This window comes from Campylobacter sp. BCW_6873 (assembly GCF_001762365.1).
GTDB lineage: Bacteria > Campylobacterota > Campylobacteria > Campylobacterales > Campylobacteraceae > Campylobacter_D > Campylobacter_D jejuni.
In genome coordinates this window covers 70531-89304 of the sequence record NZ_MJWS01000079.1, presented here as the reverse complement: position 1 = coordinate 89304, position 18774 = coordinate 70531, and the positions used below count along the sequence as shown (strand labels likewise).

Annotated in this window: 18 protein-coding genes and 1 pseudogene; 15 read left to right on the top strand and 4 right to left on the bottom strand. The window is 29.4% G+C overall.

All coding sequences use genetic code 11. From position 1 onward, the window contains the following. Window positions 1-41 precede the first annotated feature (41 nt). From AJ932_RS07565 to AJ932_RS07555, 3 genes and pseudogenes are all read left to right on the top strand, one after another. Window positions 42-863, top strand: coding sequence for a thiamine-phosphate kinase (locus AJ932_RS07565; protein ID WP_070278678.1), 822 nt, complete (start codon window positions 42-44; stop codon window positions 861-863). Beyond that, window positions 832-1950, top strand: a complete 1119-nt coding sequence (gene truD, locus AJ932_RS07560; protein WP_070278677.1) for a tRNA pseudouridine(13) synthase TruD — start codon at window positions 832-834, stop codon at window positions 1948-1950. Before AJ932_RS07565 ends, truD begins: the two co-directional genes overlap by 32 nt. A gap of 121 nt (window positions 1951-2071) precedes the next feature. Continuing rightward, a pseudogene (locus AJ932_RS07555) lies at window positions 2072-2386 on the top strand (hypothetical protein). Between the two features lie 157 nt (window positions 2387-2543). On the opposite strand, the gene prfB reads toward AJ932_RS07555, so the two are convergent. Then, window positions 2544-3641, bottom strand: coding sequence for a peptide chain release factor 2 (prfB, locus tag AJ932_RS07550; RefSeq protein ID WP_070278675.1), 1098 nt, complete (start codon window positions 3639-3641; stop codon window positions 2544-2546). Window positions 3642-3714: 73 nt separating this feature from the next. Here prfB and rimO point away from each other — a divergent pair, with 73 nt between their 5' ends. Together rimO and tilS are read left to right on the top strand one after the other, a co-directional pair. Then, window positions 3715-5034, top strand: coding sequence for a 30S ribosomal protein S12 methylthiotransferase RimO (gene rimO / locus AJ932_RS07545; RefSeq protein WP_070278674.1), 1320 nt, complete (start codon window positions 3715-3717; stop codon window positions 5032-5034). Continuing rightward, window positions 5024-5989 carry a tRNA lysidine(34) synthetase TilS gene (gene tilS, locus AJ932_RS07540; protein WP_070278673.1) on the top strand — a complete coding sequence of 322 codons (966 nt, stop codon included), beginning with the start codon at window positions 5024-5026 and terminating at the stop codon, window positions 5987-5989. Before rimO ends, tilS begins: the two co-directional genes overlap by 11 nt. Here tilS and AJ932_RS07535 read toward each other — a convergent pair. The 3 genes from AJ932_RS07535 to ciaI are packed head-to-tail and all read right to left on the bottom strand — an operon-like array spanning window position 5972 to window position 7976. Next, window positions 5972-6685, bottom strand: coding sequence for an EI24 domain-containing protein (locus AJ932_RS07535; protein WP_070278672.1), 714 nt, complete (start codon window positions 6683-6685; stop codon window positions 5972-5974). The genes tilS and AJ932_RS07535 overlap by 18 nt on opposite strands. Before the next feature lies 1 nt (window position 6686). Beyond that, entirely contained in the window at window positions 6687-7376 is a 690-nt protein-coding gene (locus tag AJ932_RS07530) for a dUTP diphosphatase (RefSeq protein WP_070278671.1), read from the bottom strand. Between the two features lie 36 nt (window positions 7377-7412). Further along, window positions 7413-7976: an intracellular survival protein CiaI gene (gene ciaI / locus AJ932_RS07525; RefSeq protein WP_002826203.1), complete on the bottom strand. Its 564-nt coding sequence runs from the start codon at window positions 7974-7976 to the stop codon at window positions 7413-7415. 76 nt (window positions 7977-8052) lie between these two features. On the opposite strand from ciaI, the gene AJ932_RS07520 reads away from it, so the two are divergent. The 10 genes from AJ932_RS07520 (at window position 8053) to AJ932_RS07475 (ending at window position 18774) form a co-directional block, all read left to right on the top strand. Next, complete coding sequence (locus AJ932_RS07520) at window positions 8053-8460, top strand: hypothetical protein (RefSeq protein WP_070278670.1); 408 nt, start codon at window positions 8053-8055, stop codon at window positions 8458-8460. A gap of 71 nt (window positions 8461-8531) precedes the next feature. Beyond that, a complete protein-coding gene (locus AJ932_RS07515; RefSeq protein WP_070278668.1) occupies window positions 8532-9314 on the top strand; it encodes an ABC transporter permease in 783 nt (260 codons plus the stop codon). Next, on the top strand, window positions 9311-9973 hold the full coding sequence (locus AJ932_RS07510) for an ABC transporter ATP-binding protein (protein ID WP_070246284.1): 663 nt from the start codon (window positions 9311-9313) through the stop codon (window positions 9971-9973). Before AJ932_RS07515 ends, AJ932_RS07510 begins: the two co-directional genes overlap by 4 nt. After that, window positions 9973-11091, top strand: a complete 1119-nt coding sequence (locus tag AJ932_RS07505; RefSeq protein WP_070278666.1) for a capsule biosynthesis protein — start codon at window positions 9973-9975, stop codon at window positions 11089-11091. Before AJ932_RS07510 ends, AJ932_RS07505 begins: the two co-directional genes overlap by 1 nt. 1 nt (window position 11092) lies before the next feature. Further along, window positions 11093-12751: a polysaccharide biosynthesis/export family protein gene (locus tag AJ932_RS07500; RefSeq protein WP_070278664.1), complete on the top strand. Its 1659-nt coding sequence runs from the start codon at window positions 11093-11095 to the stop codon at window positions 12749-12751. 9 nt (window positions 12752-12760) lie between these two features. Beyond that, complete coding sequence (locus AJ932_RS07495; RefSeq protein ID WP_070278662.1) at window positions 12761-13708, top strand: SIS domain-containing protein; 948 nt, start codon at window positions 12761-12763, stop codon at window positions 13706-13708. A gap of 3 nt (window positions 13709-13711) precedes the next feature. After that, window positions 13712-15343, top strand: a complete 1632-nt coding sequence (locus AJ932_RS07490) for a glycosyltransferase (RefSeq protein WP_070278660.1) — start codon at window positions 13712-13714, stop codon at window positions 15341-15343. After that, the gene (locus tag AJ932_RS07485; protein WP_070278658.1) at window positions 15336-16379 is read left to right on the top strand and encodes a glycosyltransferase family 2 protein; all 1044 of its coding nucleotides are present in this window, start codon (window positions 15336-15338) and stop codon (window positions 16377-16379) included. The genes AJ932_RS07490 and AJ932_RS07485 overlap by 8 nt, the downstream gene beginning before the upstream one ends. A 3-nt stretch (window positions 16380-16382) precedes the next feature. Further along, the gene (locus tag AJ932_RS07480) at window positions 16383-17765 is read left to right on the top strand and encodes a glycosyltransferase family 2 protein (RefSeq protein ID WP_070278656.1); all 1383 of its coding nucleotides are present in this window, start codon (window positions 16383-16385) and stop codon (window positions 17763-17765) included. A 52-nt stretch (window positions 17766-17817) separates the two neighbouring features. Next, a complete protein-coding gene (locus AJ932_RS07475; protein WP_070278654.1) occupies window positions 17818-18774 on the top strand; it encodes a UDP-glucuronic acid decarboxylase family protein in 957 nt (318 codons plus the stop codon).

Below are 18774 nucleotides of genomic sequence, written 5' to 3'. Positions count from 1 at the left end.
TTCACTAGAATTTAAAAGGAAATTTTATAAAATCACGCATTATGAACAAAGAAGATTTTATTATCAAAGCTTTTTTAAATGAAAAAAATGGCGATGATGGAGCTATTATCAATGATTGGTGTTTTAGCAAGGATTTGTTTTTTGAAAATGTGCATTTTAAAAGAGAGTGGCTTAGCTTAGAGCAAATCGCTACAAAAGCAATGCTTGTTAATATCTCAGATGCCATTGTGATGAATGCTGTACCAAAATACGCACTTTTAGGACTTGCTTTACCAAAAAATTTAAGCGAAAATGAGATCAAAGCTTTGCAAAAAGGTTTTTTAAAAACAGCTAGGAAATTTAATATAAAAATCATAGGCGGCGATACTATAAGCAATGATAAAATAGACATTAGTCTTACTATCATTTCAAAGATTAACGATAAAGCCGTTTTTAGAAAAGGTTTAAAAAAAGGACATTTACTTGCTTATACAGGAAAATTAGGGCGAAGTTTAAAAGGGCTTGAAATTTTACAAAATGGGGGTACTTTAAAACCAAACCATGTATTTATAAAGCCAAAATTAAGAGCTAGTTTTTTTTATGAAATCGCACCTTTAATTTCTTGTGCTATGGATATTTCAGATGGTTTAAGTAAGGATTTATCAAGACTTTTAGTCTTAAATAAATGCGGTATTTCTTGGTTTAAAAAACTTGATGATTATACGCTTTATAGCGGAGAAGAATATGAAATTTTATTTGCTTTTGATGAAAAAGAACGGCAAAATATAGAAACAATAGCCAAAAAACACGGCGTGAAATTAAATATCTTTGGAAAAGCAGTGAAAGGAAAATATGAATTTAGCGGAAGAGAACACCATTTTTAAGCCTTTGTATAGTTTAAAACACAGTCCTATTAATGCGTATTTTAGTAAAAATAGCGATGATTTTGTAGTGCGTGAAAGGCCTTTGTATGAATTTAGCGGCAAGGGCGAGCATCTTATTTTGCATATCAATAAAAAAGATTTAACCACAAATGAAGCTTTAAAAATTTTAAGTGAAGCAAGCGGGGTTAAAATAAGAGATTTTGGTTATGCAGGGCTTAAAGACAAGCAAGGATCAACCTTTCAATACCTTTCTATGCCTAAAAAATTTGAGAGTTTTTTGTCAAATTTTTCTCATCCTAAACTTAAAATTTTAGAAATTTTTACCCACGAAAACAAGCTAAGAATAGGGCATTTAAAAGGAAATTCTTTTTTCATACGCTTAAAAAAAGTTTTACCAAGCGATGCCTTAAAACTAGAACAAGCTTTGATGAATTTGGATAAACAAGGTTTTGCGAATTATTTTGGCTATCAGCGTTTTGGAAAATTTGGGGATAATTATAAAGAAGGGCTTGAAATTTTGCGTGGCAAAAAGATGAAAAATGTAAAAATGAAAGAGTTTTTAATTTCAGCTTTTCAAAGCGAGCTTTTTAATCGCTATTTGAGTAAAAGAGTGGAGTTATCACATTTTGCAAATGATTTTAGCGAAAAAGAATTGATCCAAATTTATAAAATTTCTAAAGAAGAAGCTAAGGAACTTAAAAAACAAGAACAATTTTTTAAGCTTTTAAAAGGCGAGGTTTTAGGGCATTATCCTTTTGGAAAGTGTTTTTTATGCGAGGATTTAAGTGCTGAGCTTGGGCGTTTTAAGGCAAGAGATATAAGCGCCATGGGGCTTTTAATCGGTGCTAAGGCTTATGAAACAGGAGAAGGTTTGGCCTTAAATTTAGAAAATGAAATTTTTAAAGATGCTTTGGAGTTTAAGGCTAAAATGCAAGGTTCAAGACGCTTTATGTGGGGATATTTAGAAGAGTTAAAATGGCGTTATGATGAAGAAAAAGCTCATTTTTGTATAGAGTTTTTCTTGCAAAAAGGCTCTTATGCTACTGTGGTTTTAGAAGAAATTTTGCATAAAAATTTGTTTGAGTGAAATAATTATGAGTTAAATTTTTACGTGATTTTTACTTTAGAATTTATTGCAAAAATGATATTTAAATTTTAAATTTAGGTATAGTTATATTAATTTAATTTTAAAACTAGGAGCAAAAATAATGAAAAAGATTTTAACAAGTGCTTTGGCTTTAGGAGCTATGACTTTGATTATAGGTTGTGGCGATGGCGATTTAGTCGAGTAAAAAAACAATGGCAACGATCAAGCTATGTTTGATTTAGGTAATCAAGAGATTATGAAAAAATATCCAAATCATAAACTTTATGATTATACTTCAGTCAGAACAATTAGTGATATTAACAATCCAGAAGGCAAAATTAAAGAAATGAAGCGTGATTTAGAAATAGATAAAATTCCATACTCAAACTATGTTTTCTTATTAAATCCAAACGATAAAAAGACTATAAAGTTGTGAGTGTTTATTGCGATAAAGATTTTAAGAAAAGAGTTTATTGTTCTGTGAATGATGCTCTTAGGTTTTATGCAAGATAATAAAACAAGCTGGAAAATCCCGCTATCTTTCTAATTTTTTTATACCGACATTTTGCAGAAATTACTTATTTTTAAGCCTGCTACTCCGTTTTCAAAGCAATCAAAACGCCTTCTATCATTTTCTTAATATCTCCATCAAGGATATTATCCACTTGAGAAAAAGCTTCTCCGCTGCGATTGTCTTTGACTTGCTGATAAGGGAAAAGCACATAAGAGCGGATTTGATGCCCCCAACCTATCTCGCTTTTTTCTCCAGCATTAGCACTATCTTGTTGTTTCATGAGTTCAAGTTCATAAAGGCGAGATTTTAGCATTTTAAAAGCAGTGGCTTTGTTTTTGTGCTGACTTCTGTCATTTTGGCATTGTACAACTATGCCGGTTGGAAAATGTGTGATTCTTACAGCTGATTCTGTTTTATTGACATGTTGTCCGCCTGCACCGCTTGCTCTGTAATAATCTATTCTTATGTCTTTTTCTTCGATTTCAATTTCTATATCATCATCAAGTTCAGGGCTTACCATAACACTTGAAAAGCTTGTATGACGGCGTCCTGCACTATCAAAAGGAGAAGTTCTTACCAAACGATGGATGCCATTTTCAGCCTTTAAATAACCATAAGCATTTTCGCCTTTAACTAAAAAGCTCACATCTTTAAGCCCTGCTTCTTCGCCTTCTTGAAAGTCTAGAGTTTCGACTTTAAAACCTTCTCTTTCGCAAAATCTTAAATACATTCTATAAAGTATGCTTGCCCAGTCATTACTTTCTGTTCCGCCTGCACCAGGATGAATGGAAACAATGGCATTTTTACCATCATTTTCTCCGCTTAAAAGCATGGAAATTTCAAGACTTGTGATAGTATCTTCAAGTTTTGATGCGTCATTAAATAAAGCTTCAAGCGTTTCTGTATCGTTTTCGCTATTGGCTAGATCGAAAAGTTCACTTGCGTCATTTAGGGCATTAAAAGCATTTTCATAGTTTTTAAGCAGATTGGTGATTTTGGTTTTTTCTTTGCCTATGATTCCTGCTTGTTTGACATCACTCCAAAAAGAAGGAGAATTTTCAAGCTCTTCGATTTCTTTAAGCCTTGTTTTGATATTTTCAGGCTTGATGATGGAGGCTATGTTGCCGACTTTGTTTTTTAAAGTTTTTAAAAGTTCGCTAAATTCGTAATTATCCATAAAATTTCTTTGCTATAATTATATTTTTAAAATCAAAAATTATATCAAAAGAAAACTTTAATATAGGAAAAAAATGCCAAAACTTTATCTTATGTCTTTAGGTTGTAATAAAAATTTAGTCGATAGCGAGATCATGCTAGGACGCCTTAGTGCTTATGAGCTTTGCGATGAACCAAACAATGCTGATGTTTTAATCGTAAATACCTGTGGTTTTATCGATAGTGCAAAAAAAGAAAGCATTAATGCGATTTTGGATTTGCACGAACAAAGAAAAAAAGATTCTCTTTTGGTGGTTACGGGTTGTTTGATGCAGCGTTACCGCGAAGAACTTATGAAAGAACTTCCTGAGGTTGATCTTTTCACAGGTGTGGGTGATTATGAAAGAGTCGATGAAATGATACTTAAAAAAACAAATTTATTTTCAAATTCGACTTATTTGCAGAGTGAAAATTCCAAACGCATTATTACAGGTTCAAATTCCCATGCTTTTATAAAAATCGCCGAAGGTTGTAATCAAAAATGTTCTTTTTGCGCCATCCCAAGTTTTAAAGGTAAGTTAAAATCTCGCGAAATAAGTAGTATTATAGCTGAGCTTAAAGATTTGGTAGCTAGAGGTTATAAGGACTTTTCTTTTATCGCACAAGATACGAGTTCTTATTTGTTTGATAAGGGTAAAAAAGATGGGCTTATACGCTTAATTGATGAGGTGGAAAAAATCAAAGGCATAAGAGCAGCTAGAATTTTATATCTTTATCCTACGAGTGCGAGCGAAGCTTTGATCAAACGCATTATAGCTTCTGAAATTTTTGTAAATTATTTTGATATGCCTTTGCAGCACATAAGTGATAATATGCTTAAAATCATGAAGCGTGGGGCAAATAGCACAAGACTTAAAGAAATGCTAAATTTAATGAAAAGTGCGCCAAATAGCTTTTTACGCACAGGCTTTATCGTAGGGCATCCAGGTGAGAGCGAAGCGGATTTTGAAGAGCTTTGTGAATTTGTTAAAGACTTTGGTTTTGATAGAGTGAGCGTTTTTGCGTATTCCAAGGAAGAAGATACGGCCGCTTTTGATATGGAGCAAGTGCCTTTTAAAGTGATCAATAAAAGGCTTAAAATCATAGAAAAAATTGTTGATGAAGTCATAGAAAAAAGTTTTGAAAAAGAAGTAGGGCAAAAGCGTTTAGTAGTTTGCACGGGAGAAAGTAGCGAGGGAGAGTTTTTCATCGCAGCTAAAGATTTAAGATGGGATAGAGAGATTGATGGGGAAATTCTTATCAATGAAAGCGAATGTGGAAATTTAGAAATGGGGCAAATTTATGAATGTGAAATTTTACAAAACCTTGATAAAAAGCTCCTTGCTAAGGCTTTAAGAAAAGTAGATGCAAATTAAAGATGAAATTTTATCCCTTTTAAAAAGGGGTAAAAATTTACTCGCTTTTTCTTATGGAAGTGATTCTAGTGCACTTTTTTATCTTTTAATGCGAGAAAAGATCGACTTTGATCTTGTGATGATAAATTACAAAACTAGAAAAAATAGTGATTTAGAAGAGTTAAAAGCTAAAGAACTTGCTTTAAAATTTCATAAAAAAATTTTTATAAAACACGCTCCTAAATTTCAAAATAATTTTGAAAAAAAAGCCAGAGATTTTCGCTATGATTTTTTTGAAAAAATTTGTCTTGAGCAAGATTATGATCATCTTATCTTAGCCCATCATTTAAACGATCAGTTTGAATGGTTTTTGATGCAACTTTCACGAGGCGCAGGTTTGGCTGAAATTTTAGGTATGCAAGAGTATGAAAAACGCTCAAATTATACACTTTTACGCCCTTTACTCTTTATAAGTAAAGATGAAATTTCATCTTTTTTAAAAGAAAAAGATATTTTTCATTTTCATGATGAGAGTAATGAAAATGAAAAATATTTTAGAAATTATATAAGAAAAAATTTCTCTAATGCCTTTGTGAGTGAATTTCATCAGGGTTTAAAAAGAAGTTTTTCTTATCTTAGTAAAGATAGGAAAAAACTTTATGATTTTGAAAATATCAAAGAAGTTCAAGGGCTTCTTATTTGCTCTAAAAATGAAAGTTTGATTGCTAGAGCGGTAAAAATGAAAGGCTTGCTTTTAAGTGCAGCGCAAAGAAAGGAGCTTTTAAAAGGTGATTGTGTTTTAGGTGGCAAAATAGCACTTGTGTATAAAAACGAACAAGCTATTGTTTTTGAGTATGAAACTTGTCAAAAATTACCCAAAAATTTCAAAGAAGAGTGCAGAATAGCTAAAATTCCAAGACTTTTAAGAGCTTATTTGTATAATCACAAAATCGATATTTCAAGCCTTAGCTTTTAATTTTAAAATTCTTTGATAGGCTAAATGTGTGAGAAAAATCACAAAAAACACTTGCAAAAAAAGTCCTAAAAGTGGCACTGATGAGAGTAGATAAAAACAAAGAGTGCTAAATTTAAACTCTAAAGGTGAAAAATCAGAATGAAAATTTTTAAAACTTTCTTTATCTAAAATCGTGCTAGTAATATCAAGCATTAAAAGTTTGTGAAAGAGATAATAAAACACAAGATAATAGATGAAAAGGTTGATAAAGGGTAAGAATAAAGCCAAGGTGCAAAGTATAAAAAATATCCCAAATTTAATAAAAATTTTAAAACTTTCAAAGATGACTTTTGGGGTTGAAACTTCATTTGTATTATTATAATGGTAATATTTTTGGTTGATTTCTTTAGCAATAAAAGGGGTAAGAAAAGAAGTGATAAAAAGGGCTAAAAAAACCGAAGCAAAAACAACAATAAAACCTGAAAATAAAAAACTTATAATGGTGATTAAAATTTGTACAAAATGAAGGGCATAAAACCACGCCCAAAACGAATCTTCTCCAACACTAAATAAAGAATTAAAATAATCCAGCAAAGCCGAAAAGCCAAGTGCTCCTAAAAAAAGCATAAATATAAGGCTAAAAATCAAAGGAATTAAGGCAAATTTTAAAAATTTAAGACTTAAAAAATCTTTGATCGCAAGTTTTAAAATATCCAAATTATGCCTTTTTGTAGCATTCTTCTAGTTTTTTATAAATAGCATCAAAATCAAGCTCTTGTTCTAAAATTTGAGCTAAAACTTCATTGTCTTCTTTACCATTCCAAGTTTTTTTATAGTTACCATCTTTGTAGCCATGGTTTTGTCTAAAAATATTTAAAACATTTTTACCTATGTAGGTTTTATAAAGAATTTCAAGATTAAGCCCGCATTTAATAGCTAGGGTAAAATAGGTTGAAAGCAATTCTCCAAGATTAAATCCAAAGCCACTGCATTTATGGATAATAAGCTCTATATCATTTAAAATACTATAAATATCACTCTCATTAGGATGCTCTTCTTCTTTGCAAAAATCCTGAAATACACTTACTGAAATCACTTCATTGGCTATAATTTTAAAATCATTTCCATTTTTATTGCGATATTCTTCAAGTAAAAGACTTAAGATAAAATGCCAAATATCGACAATCTCTATGCGTACATTTTCCCAATTTGTTGGACTTGAAATGTTTTTCCAATGTTTCCATGTAAAAGAGTCTATAAGTTCTGCACATTCCATATAAATACAGCGTCTCCAACTGATCAGTTTTCCTTCTTTGGTATAGCCATTTTCCCAATTTAAGCCATTGGTTTCATCGTTGAGTTTTTGTTGGAGTTTGAGCATATTTTCTAAAATTTCGATATTTGTCATTTAAAAACTCCTTGATAATTTTTAATATTATATGATTTAAGCGTAAAGATTTAAACTATCATCTGTCTTATCTTGATTTTCCTTGGCTTTTTCTTGTTGTTTTTCAAGTTGTTTTTTCATTTGTTCTAAAACTTCATCAAGAAGTTTTTTGCTATCTTCAAGCATAGAAGCATTGATATCTTTATCATCTGTTTGATTTTGTTTTAGTAAATCACTGAGTTTATTTGTAAAATTATTCATAATAGCATTTTGATGGTTTTCATCATTTGGTGTTGGTAGAACATTTGCCATTTGCATAGCTGATTCTATAATTTCTTTTGGCTTTAACTCTCCGACTTTAGAATTTGCTAAAAAGTCTTTGATCATAGGTTCAACTTCTTTCATAGCATTTTTAATCTCATCAAGATCATTTTGTGTGAGCTTAGAGCCTTCAAAAGTAAAGCTAAAGCCATACTGACGCTTAAGATTAAGAGTTTTACCTTCTTCATTATTTGCATAACTTACACTTTGATTATCATACATAGATAAGGCTAAGTGTTTGCCACTTTTTGTTGTATAATCCATCGAAAAACTTTGGTTTTTGCTAGCATCAATTTGCATTTCTTCCCCTTATATTTATAGTTTATAAAATTATAATCGGTTATTTTTAAAAATATTTTAGTATAATTTTTATAATATGGATGAAAGAATTTTAGAATTTATAAAAAATGAGCAGCTTTTATCTTGGGCTATGATTGATGAAAAAGGTGTTTATACAGCTAGTGCTTTTTATGTTTTTGATGAGAAAAATTTAGCTTTTATTATCGCTTCTCATGAAGATACTAAGCATATAAGATTAGCTAGTGAAAATTCAAGTATAGCACTTAATATAGCCAAAGAAAGTAAAATAGCCTTTTTAAAAGGTGTGCAAGCTAAGGCCAAGTTTAAAATCGCAAACAAGGAGCAAATAAAAATTTATTTTTCTAAATTTCCCTTTGCTAAACTTGATAAAAGTGCAAAAATTTATGCTTTAGAGCTTTTTTGGCTTAAATTTACTAACAATGCTTTAGGACTTAGTAAAAAGCTTGAGTTTTGTAAAAAATAAATTTTTATGATTTTGTTTAAAAAAATGAGTTATGATTATAGTTTATGTAAATTATTAGGTATAGAAAATAAATGTTCAATGTAATTCACGCTTTATTTTTTAGAGAGTTAAAAACTAGATTTGGTGCTAATAGGCATTTGGGTTATCTTTGGGTAGTTGGAGAACCAATGTCAATAACACTTGCCATCACAGTAATTGTTACCATTATAAGAGAATATCATCATCAAGTTATGCCTGAAGGAATTTCTATTTTTATGTTTTTAATTTCAGGTATTATGCCTTTTTTTATGTTTAGAAGTATAGTAACTCAACTTATGAATGGTACTCAGGCAAATTTGGCTCTTTTTGCTTATAAACCTGTAAAGCCTATACATGTATTTATTGCTAGAACTTTGCTTGAATTTTGTATTTATTTTGTGATTTTTATCACTGTGCTTTTTTTTGCAGGATGGTTTTTTAGATTTGATGTATTTCCTATTCATTTGCTTGGGGTTCTATTTTGCATTTTTTTACTTATGTGCTCAGCTTTTGCTTTGGGGATTTGTTTTGCTATTGTTTGGCATTTTGTAGAACCTTTAAGAACTTTATTAGCTTATTTTAGCATAGTGTTTTATTGGACTTCAGGTATTATACTCCCTACTTGGTTAACCCCTCGCCCTTTACTTGATATGCTATATTATAATCCCTTGCTTCATATTTTTGAACTTTTAAGATTTAATTTCTTTGAGAATTATCCTTTGCAAGATGAATATAGTTATTTTTATGCTACATTTTGGATTTTGTTTGTTTTGTTTATAGGACTTTTTATCTATTACTATAACAGACAAGCTTTAACGGCAGCAAAAAAAGAATGATAAAGTTAATCAATCTAACAAAATCTTATCCTTTATTTAGTGGTGGGAGGCATTATGTTTTTAAAAATTTTACTTTTGAATTTCCTGAAAATTGTAGTATAGGATTGATGGGGGGTAATGGTGCAGGTAAGTCCACCCTCATGAGACTTTTAAGCGGAGCAGAGCTTCCTGATAGTGGTAAGATAATTACTAATAAAAAATTATCTTGGCCTTTGGGTTTAAATGGAGCTTTTCAAGGTTCTTTAACCGCTAGAGATAATGCTAAATTTGTAGCTAGAGTGTATGGATATAAGGGTAAAGAACTTCAAGAAAAAGTAAAATTCGTAGAAGATTTTGCAGAGCTTGGGAAATTTTTTGATGAGCCTATGAAGACTTATTCTTCGGGAATGAGTGCTAGGATAGCTTTTGGACTTAGTATGGCCTTTGATTTTGATTATTATTTAATTGATGAGGCAGGAGCTGTTGGAGATCCTGCTTTTAGGGAAAAAAGTGTGAAATTATATAGAGAAAGATTAAGCAAATCAAAAGTGATTATGGTATCTCATAATGTAGCTGAAATTAAAGAATGGTGTGATAAAATAATTTATATGAAAAATGGACAAATTACGGTTTATGATGATGTAGATGAAGGAATAGCTGTATATCAAGGAAAAGTTTAATGGAAGAAAATAAAACTTTATTAGAAAAAATCAAAGATTTAAGTATATTTGATTCTTTTAAAATTGTTTGGTTTATAATGATTTTTGTTGTGATTTATTATACATTGATTGCAGCACCAAGATATGTAAGCACGATGATTTTAGATGTTAGATCAACAAGTGGAGAAAGCACTCAAACAAGTGGAATCTTGTCTTTGCTTAGTAGTACTTCTACAGCAAGTGAAGATTTAAATTATCTAAAAGGTTATATAGAATCAAGTGATATGTTAAAGATTTTGGATGAAAAAATCAAACTTAAAAGTCTTTATCAAGAACAACATGTAGATTTACTTTTTAAAATTTGGGATTCAAGTTCCAAAGAGTCTTATTTGAAATATTATCAAAATCGCGTAAAACTTTATGTAGATGAAACCACTAAGCTTTTGCAGGTAGAAGTAGAAGGTTTTACGCCTAAATCAGCTCATTTGATTGCTCAAACTATTATGCAAGAAAGCGAAAAATTTATCAATGAAATCTCTCATAAAGCAGCCAGAGAACAAATGGCTTTTGCTGAAAATGAAGTGCAAAAATACAAAGAACGTTATCAAAAAGCGCAAAATGATTTGATTGCTTTTCAAAATAAATATGGAGTTTTTGATCCTTTAAAGCAAGCTGAAGCCAAAGCGAGTTTGGTTGCGCAAATTGAGGCTAATTTAGCTCAAAAAGAAGCTAAACTTTTAACTTTACAAAGCTATATGAATGATGCAGCACCTGAAGTAGTAGCACTTAAAGCAGAAATTGAAGCGATTAAAAAACAACTTTTAAGGGAAAAATCTAAAATTTCAGCTAACAATTCTTCTCAAAAGCTTAATGATTTGGCTGCTAAATTTCAGGATTTAACTATAGAAGCTACTTTTGCGCAAAAAGCTTATGAAGCAGCTTTAAAAGCTTATGAAAGCGCTAGAATAGAAGCTTTAAGAAAAATAAAACAACTTGTTATCATCCAAAGTCCAGATATTCCAGAAAGCGCAAAATATCCTGAAAGAATTTATGATATTTTAACAGCATTTATTGTATTATCTTTGATTTTTGGGATTGTTAAATTTATTAAAATGATAATAGAGGAGCATAAGTATTAAAATGAAAAAAATATTAATTTTATTTTTTAGTTGTATTTTATGTTTTGGAGCCGTGGATGTTTCACAAATCATTTCAGCGGAAGATCAAGGTTCTACTACAACTAGTATAGATCAAAATTTAAGCTCAAATTATGATATAGCAAATAAAGAAAATAATCTTACAAAAATTCATCAAATTTTAGTATTTGGCGCTCATCTTTTTAATGGAAATTTTAAAAATTACAATCAAAGAGTTTATAACCCAGATTATAAGATCGCAGTCGGTGATCAAATCAGTCTTAAAATTTGGGGAGCTGTTGAGTTTTCGCAAGTTTTAGTGGTGGATTCTCAAGGAAATATTTTTATCCCTAAAGTAGGAGCTGTAAATTTGCTAGGTGTGAAAAATAGTGCCCTTGTAAGTGTTATAAAAGCACGTGTTAATAAAATCTATAAAAGCAATGTTTTTGTTTATGCAGATATGAATGCTTATCAAAATGTCAGTGTTTTTGTAACAGGAAGTGTTAATGCTCCAGGACTTTATCAAGGACTTAGTTCGGATTCAGTGATCCAGTATCTTGATAAAGCAGGAGGTATAAATTTAGAATATGGAAGTTTTAGAGATATTCAAATTTTGCGTAATAACAGCGTGATAAAAAATATCGATTTATATGATTTTTTGCTAAAAGGGCAAATGGATCTTTTTCCTTTTAGAAGTGGAGATGTTATTTTAGTAGGAAATGTTCAAAATTACGCTTTTGTTGATGGTGATGTGCAAAGACCTTTTCGTTTTGAACTTTCAAATGATATTAAAACTTTAGCTGACTTAGCTAGAGTATCAGGTGCTAAACCTATCGTAACTAATGCTATCGTAAAAAGTTATGGTGAAGATCATAAACTTGATGTCAGTGCTTATAATAAAATGCAATTTTCAAAAGTTTTACTTAGAACGGGAGATGAGGTAGAATTTCACCCTGAGTATGTTTCTGAAAATATAACTATAAGTGTAAATGGTGAGCATAATGGTTTAAAAACTTTGGTTGTGGGTAAAGGAACGACTTTAGAAGATATTTCTAAACTAATCAAGGCTAATCCGCAATCAAATATGCAAGCTTTACAAGTATTTAGAAAAAGTGTAGCGAGAACTCAAAAAGAACTTATCAATGCTCAGCTTAAAGAGCTTGAAACTCTAGCTTTAACTAGCAGTTCTGTTACAGCTCAAGGTGCAGCTATAAGAGCTCAACAAGCAAAAACGATTTTAGAATTTATCCAAAGAGCTAAGCAAGTAGAGCCTAAGGGTCAAATTGTCATCGATAATCCAAAGTCTTATAATTCAGTTATTTTAGAAGATGGTGATACTATTAATGTGCCAAGTAAGAATAATCTCATCATAGTTCAAGGCGAGGTTTCTTTACCTGGGGCTTTTGTGTATGATAAAGGAAAAGATTTAAGATATTATATCAATCTTGCAGGAGGTTATGGAGAAAGAGCGGATACTTCAAAAGTTTTGGTGATACGAAGCAATGGAAAAGCTGAAAAATATCATAGTGGTATATATATGAAACCAGGCGATTCTGTGTTGGTATTGCCAAAAGTAGATAGTGAGAATTTGCAAATTTTTTCAATGTTAACTCAAATTCTTTATCAAATTGCTATCGCAACCAATGTTGTGCTTAATCTTTAAGGTTTAAATATGAATACTCTTGAAATAGCTAAAGAAGTTTTTGAAAAAGAAGCGCAAGCTATTTTGGATTTGGCTAAAAATTTAGATGAAAATTTTAACCAAGCTGTAAATTTAATGCTAAATACCAAAGGGCGCTGTATAGTCAGTGGCATGGGTAAATCAGGTCATATAGGCGCTAAGATAGCAGCTACTTTAGCAAGCACAGGAACACCAAGCTTTTTCATCCATCCAGGAGAGGCTTTGCATGGAGATCTTGGAATGTTAACTTCCGAAGATGTTTTAATTGCTATTTCAAATTCAGGAGAAACTGAAGAAATTTTAAAAATTATTCCTGCTATAAAAAAACGCAAAATTCCACTTATAGTAATGAGTGGTAAAAAAAATTCCACCCTTGTAAAGCAAGGTGATATATTTTTAAATATAGCTGTCGAAAAGGAAGCTTGTCCTTTACAGCTTGCTCCTATGTCTTCGACAACAGCAACTTTGGTTATGGGGGATGCTTTAGCTGCTGCTTTGATGAAAGCAAGAAATTTTAAACCTGATGATTTTGCTCTTTTTCATCCAGGGGGGAGTTTGGGGCGTAAGCTTTTAACCAAGGTAAAAGATCTTATGGTTTCAAGTAACCTTCCTATAGTGCATCCTGATACCGAATTTAACGATCTTGTTGATGTGATGACTAGTGGAAAGCTAGGGCTTTGTGTGGTGCTTGAAAATGAAAAATTAGTGGGTATTATCACTGATGGGGATTTGCGTCGTGCTTTAAAAGCAAGTGATAAGCCAAGATTTGATTTTAAAGCTAAAGAAATCATGAGTACAAATCCTAAAGTAGTCGATGCTGATGCTATGGCAAGTGAAGCAGAGGAGATCATGTTAAAACATAAAATCAAAGAAATTATAGTAGGAAAAGAAGAAAAAGTTGTAGGTATTATCCAGCTTTATGCCATAGGGAATGTGTAAATTATGCCTTTATTATCGGTCATTATTCCTTTTGGTTTAAGTAAAGAGCGTTCCTATATAGAAGAAAGGGTTGTTAAAAAGGCGAAATATTTTAAAAGCGATGAGAATATAGAATTTATTTTCGTTGAAGGATATTCATCTAAAGATCACGAGCTTAAAAATTTTATCCAAACAAACCATCATATTTATCTTAAAGATATGGATCAAAAAGCTTTTTCTCAAGGAAGATGTAGGAATTTAGGAGCAAGTTATGCGCATTCAAATGTTCTTTTATTTTTGGATGTGGATTGTTATATTTCTTTAGATAATTTTGAAAAAATTTTAAAACTAATTCAAATTAAAAATATTTCTCAAAATATCAATGCTTTGATAGTTTTACCCGTAGTGTATCTTAGTAAAGAAGCTAATGAAAAATTAAAACAATACGATGATAAATTTTGGGATATTTTAATACAAGAGGATTTATTTACGGCAAAAAATACTTGGGTAAAATTTTTTTCCCCAAGTTCTACTTCAAGTATCGTGATAAATAAACATCAGTTTTTAAGATTGGGCGGAAATGATGAAAATTTTATCGGGCATGGTTATGAAGATTTTGATCTTTTTGCTAGAATTTTAAAAACTTGTGTGAGTTTTGAAAAAATGCCTGCTAATTTAAGTTATGATGCTAGAAATTGGAATTTTTTTGACTTTAAAGGTTTTAGATCTTGGTTTTCATTACTTGGTTATGAGGCTTGTTTTTATGGAATTTATATGTATCATTTTTATCATATAGAACCCAATCAAAACGCTTATATGCAAAATAAAGATAAGAATCATCGGCTTTTTTATAAGCATTTAAAAAATATCAAAAAACACGATTTAAAACCTTTGCAAGTTTTTAAAGCTAAAGGTGAAAAAGTTTTAATGCTTTTTAAAGATCAAAATTATGATTTTAAGGATATTAGTGTTTATGTGGGAGAAATTATCTATAAAAATATAAGTGATTTTTTTATAGCTAAAGAGTTAAAATATGAACCTTTGTTGGATTTTTTGCAACAAGAAAAAATCACTAAAATATTTTTGGATGCAAGTATGAAAGAAGAAATTGATGGTATAGATTATTGTGATATTTTTTATTTTCAAAAAGGAATTTTACCTCATTCTTGGTTTTTTGGAAAAAATTTAGATTTAGATTATAAACAAGATTTAAATTTAAGCGAGCAAAAACTTTATCAAATGAAAAAATATTTTTTAACTTTAAAGAAGAATGAAAAAAAAGTTATCTTGGATTTTTTAAGTCAAAACAATGACGATGAGCATGATTTGTATGAAATGCTTTATTATTTGATTAACGAGCTTTATAGTTTTGAGCATGATGGAATTTTTTATCAAATCATCATTGATAAAGAAAAAATGCTGATGGCGCAAAAATATGATAAAAGCTTTTATCCTTTAAGATCTTTTGTTTATAAACCTTATTTGTATGAGCTTAGAAGCATAAGACCTTTTTCATTTTTGATGAAAATTTTAGGTTTAGAGTATCTTGGCGCTATGATTTCACATACTAAATTTTATCGTTTGGCAAGAAAATTGTTTTTTAATCCTAAGGGGTTTTTTGAGGATTTGAGAGCTAAAAAGAATGCAAATGTATAAATGTTTAGTTAAACCTAAAATTTCTGTTATTATCCCTTCTTATAATTCGGCTAAATATATCAAAGAATGTTTAGACAGTGTGATTTTTCAAAGTTTAAAAGAGATTGAAATTTTATGTATAGATGCGTATTCAATTGATGGAACTATAGATATATTAAAATCATATGAAAAGCAAGATAGTAGAATTAAAATTATTTTTTCAAAAAAAAAGAGTCTGGGTTATCAAATTAATCTAGGATTAAAAGAAGCTAAAGGAGAATATTTTACAATAGTTGAAAGTGATGATTATATAAAAATAGATATGTGTGAAAAACTTTATAGATTAGCCCGCAATCAAGATTGCCAAGTAGTTAAATCTGATTTTATTGGCTTTAAAGATAAAAGAAGCCAAAGAGTTTTTAAAAACCTCTCTATATGTTATGATCAAACTTTGTATAATAAAAAAACTAATTCGTATTTAAATCCAAGTATTATTATAAATTCTTGGAATATGAATCAATCTAGTCTTTATAAAATGGATTTTATAAAAAAACATGATATAAGAGCAAATGAAACACAAGGAGCTTCTTATCAAGATATAGGATTATGGTTTCAAATTTTAAGTTTGGCTTCAAGTATTTATTTCTATAAAGAAGGGTTTTATTTTTATAGACAAGATAATGAACATGCTTCAGTTAAGAGTAAAGATAAAATATATTGCGTTTGTGATGAGTTTGAGTTTTTAGATAAGTTTCTTGATAAAAATTTAGAGCTTAAAAGTAGATTGCAAGATGTTTTTTATTATTTTAAATTTAAAATGTATTTATGGAATTTAAGGCGTATTGATGATAAGTATAAGTTAGAATTTTTATATAAATTTTCGCAAGATTTTTCACTTATTTATGATAAGTTAGATAAAACAGTGTTTAAAGCTAGTGAAATATCTGAAATTTCTTGCATTATTCAAGATCCTAGCAAATACTATAAAAAATATAATAGTGTTTTTTATAGTATAAAAAAAAAGATTTTTAGAATAAAAAGAAAATATTTTAGGTAAAAGATGAATAAAACAGTAGGCGTAGTTATCCCAATCTATAATGTAGAAAAATACTTAAAAGAATGTTTAGATAGTGTTATTAATCAAACTTATAAAAATTTACAAGTTGTGCTTGTAAATGATGGTAGCACTGATGAAAACTCATTTAATATAGCTAAAGAATACACTTTAAAAGATGAAAGATTTATACTTTTTGATAAAAAAAATGGTGGTCATAGTTCTGCTAAAAATGTCGGCATAGAGTATTTTAGTGGAAAATATATACTTAAAAATAAAACTCAAATTTTAGAAAAAAATTCTTTAATCGAATTTAATATAGAAGGTAATAATCCCTATGAAATTTATACAGTGTATAAAAGTTATAAAGCTTTTCATGCTACTAAAGATTTAGCTGATTTTATTTATCCTAGTATAGACTATATTATCTTTTTAGATTCTGATGATTATTGGGAGCTTGATTGTATAGAAAAATGTGTTCCTAGAATGAATGGGGTTAATGTTCTTTGGTTTGATTATAAGTTTTTAAATAAAAATAAAGCAACTCAAATGGAAATTTATAATTACGCAAAAGAACAAATCATTACTCCTTTGCAATGGTTAAAAAGGACTAGAGAAATAGGTAATTATTTATTTTGGTATGCTTGGCAAGGAATGATTGACTTTACTTTTTTGCAAAAAATTAATATTAAATTTATCAATCAGATCATCCATGAAGATCATCATTTTGGTATAGCACTTTTTTCTATGACTGATAATATATATATATATCCTGAGAAAAAGTATATATATCGTTTTAGAGAAAGCAGTATAAGCAATCAAAAACAATATAGCATAAATACTAACTCTTATTTGTATGCTTTATATATAGAATTTGATAAAAATACCTATGAATTAAAAAGGTACCAAATGTCTATGAATTGGATTTTTACTTGTTTGGAATTGATAAAAGTTTTAAAATATAATTCAAATAATGAAATATCAATCCTCGTCGAACAAACATTTTTGCCTACTTTACTTGATAGAACTTTGATTATTTTTTTTATAGATAAAGATCCGTTGTTACTTAAAAATAAACTGCAAGAATTAAAAGATTATTTTGAAAAATTTCATTTAAGTGGAGCAGAATGTCTTAAATATCAATTGTCTTATCGTTTAGGGCAATTTGTTTTATCTAACTATAGAAGTTTAAGAGGTTTAATAAAAATTGTTTTAAATGCTAAAAAAATGATATTAAATATTCAAAAAGAACAAGAGTTGTTTCAAGAAGCAATCAAAAATTACCCTTTTATTGTTTTTTCTTCTTCTGGTGAAGATCTAGAAAGTAGAAAAATCAAAAAACATTATTCTTATCGTTTAGGGAAATTTTTAAAAATTATTTTAATATAAGCTAGTTTGAATTATAATAATAACTTTTATTGAAATTAAGAAAGTATTTATAATGAGAGTTATTTTAATCACTGGGGGAGCGGGATTTCTAGGTTCTAATTTATGTAAAAGACTGCTTAGTGAAGGCAATAAAATTATTTGTGTAGATAATAACTATACAGGTAGAATGGAAAACATCAAAGAACTTTTAGAAAATGAGAATTTTACTTTTATAGAGCATGATATTTGTGAGCCACTAAAAATCACACAAAAACTTGATCAAATTTATAATTTTGCTTGTCCAGCTTCTCCGCCTGCTTATCAAGGAAAACACGCTATAAAAACAACAAAAACAAGTGTATATGGTGCTATAAATATGCTTGAGCTTGCAAAAGAGCATAATGCAACTATTTTACAAGCTTCAACTTCAGAAGTTTATGGAGATCCACTCATTCATCCACAAAATGAAGAATATAGAGGTAATGTAAATCCTATAGGAATTCGTGCTTGCTATGATGAAGGGAAAAGATGTGCTGAAAGTTTGTTTTTTGATTATCATAGACATGAAGGCGTTGATATTAAAATAATAAGAATTTTTAATACCTATGGAGAAAATATGGATCCAAATGATGGCAGGGTTGTAAGTAATTTTATATGTCAAGCTTTAAGCGGAAAAGATATCACAATTTATGGAGATGGTTCGCAAACGCGTTCTTTTTGTTATGTTGATGATTTGATTGATATTATTATTAAAGTGATGAATTCTTCAAAAGATTTTCAAGGGCCTATAAATACTGGTAATCCTAGTGAATTTACTATAAAAGAATTAGCACAAAAGGTCATAGAAAAAACAGGTTCTAAATCAAAGATTATTTATAAAGATTTGCCATTAGATGATCCAACTCAAAGAAGACCTGATATTTCTTTAGCTAAAGCTAAATTTAATTGGGAGCCAAAGATAAATTTAGATGAAGGTTTAGAAAAAACTATAAAGTATTTTAAAGAAAAAATTACAGAATTTAAAGGATAA

Excerpts from the sequence above, each read along its gene's own strand:
- AJ932_RS07565 (WP_070278678.1), top strand. The coding sequence starts at position 42 with ATGAACAAAGAAGATTTTATTATCAAAGCTTTTTTAAATGAAAAAAAT.
- truD (WP_070278677.1), top strand. The coding sequence starts at position 832 with ATGAATTTAGCGGAAGAGAACACCATTTTTAAGCCTTTGTATAGTTTA.
- prfB (WP_070278675.1), bottom strand. The coding sequence starts at position 3,641 with ATGGATAATTACGAATTTAGCGAACTTTTAAAAACTTTAAAAAACAAA.
- rimO (WP_070278674.1), top strand. The coding sequence starts at position 3,715 with ATGCCAAAACTTTATCTTATGTCTTTAGGTTGTAATAAAAATTTAGTC.
- tilS (WP_070278673.1), top strand. The coding sequence starts at position 5,024 with ATGCAAATTAAAGATGAAATTTTATCCCTTTTAAAAAGGGGTAAAAAT.
- AJ932_RS07530 (WP_070278671.1), bottom strand. The coding sequence starts at position 7,376 with ATGACAAATATCGAAATTTTAGAAAATATGCTCAAACTCCAACAAAAA.
- ciaI (WP_002826203.1), bottom strand. The coding sequence starts at position 7,976 with ATGCAAATTGATGCTAGCAAAAACCAAAGTTTTTCGATGGATTATACA.
- AJ932_RS07520 (WP_070278670.1), top strand. The coding sequence starts at position 8,053 with ATGGATGAAAGAATTTTAGAATTTATAAAAAATGAGCAGCTTTTATCT.
- AJ932_RS07515 (WP_070278668.1), top strand. The coding sequence starts at position 8,532 with ATGTTCAATGTAATTCACGCTTTATTTTTTAGAGAGTTAAAAACTAGA.
- AJ932_RS07510 (WP_070246284.1), top strand. The coding sequence starts at position 9,311 with ATGATAAAGTTAATCAATCTAACAAAATCTTATCCTTTATTTAGTGGT.
- AJ932_RS07505 (WP_070278666.1), top strand. The coding sequence starts at position 9,973 with ATGGAAGAAAATAAAACTTTATTAGAAAAAATCAAAGATTTAAGTATA.
- AJ932_RS07500 (WP_070278664.1), top strand. The coding sequence starts at position 11,093 with ATGAAAAAAATATTAATTTTATTTTTTAGTTGTATTTTATGTTTTGGA.
- AJ932_RS07495 (WP_070278662.1), top strand. The coding sequence starts at position 12,761 with ATGAATACTCTTGAAATAGCTAAAGAAGTTTTTGAAAAAGAAGCGCAA.
- AJ932_RS07490 (WP_070278660.1), top strand. The coding sequence starts at position 13,712 with ATGCCTTTATTATCGGTCATTATTCCTTTTGGTTTAAGTAAAGAGCGT.
- AJ932_RS07485 (WP_070278658.1), top strand. The coding sequence starts at position 15,336 with ATGTATAAATGTTTAGTTAAACCTAAAATTTCTGTTATTATCCCTTCT.
- AJ932_RS07480 (WP_070278656.1), top strand. The coding sequence starts at position 16,383 with ATGAATAAAACAGTAGGCGTAGTTATCCCAATCTATAATGTAGAAAAA.
- AJ932_RS07475 (WP_070278654.1), top strand. The coding sequence starts at position 17,818 with ATGAGAGTTATTTTAATCACTGGGGGAGCGGGATTTCTAGGTTCTAAT.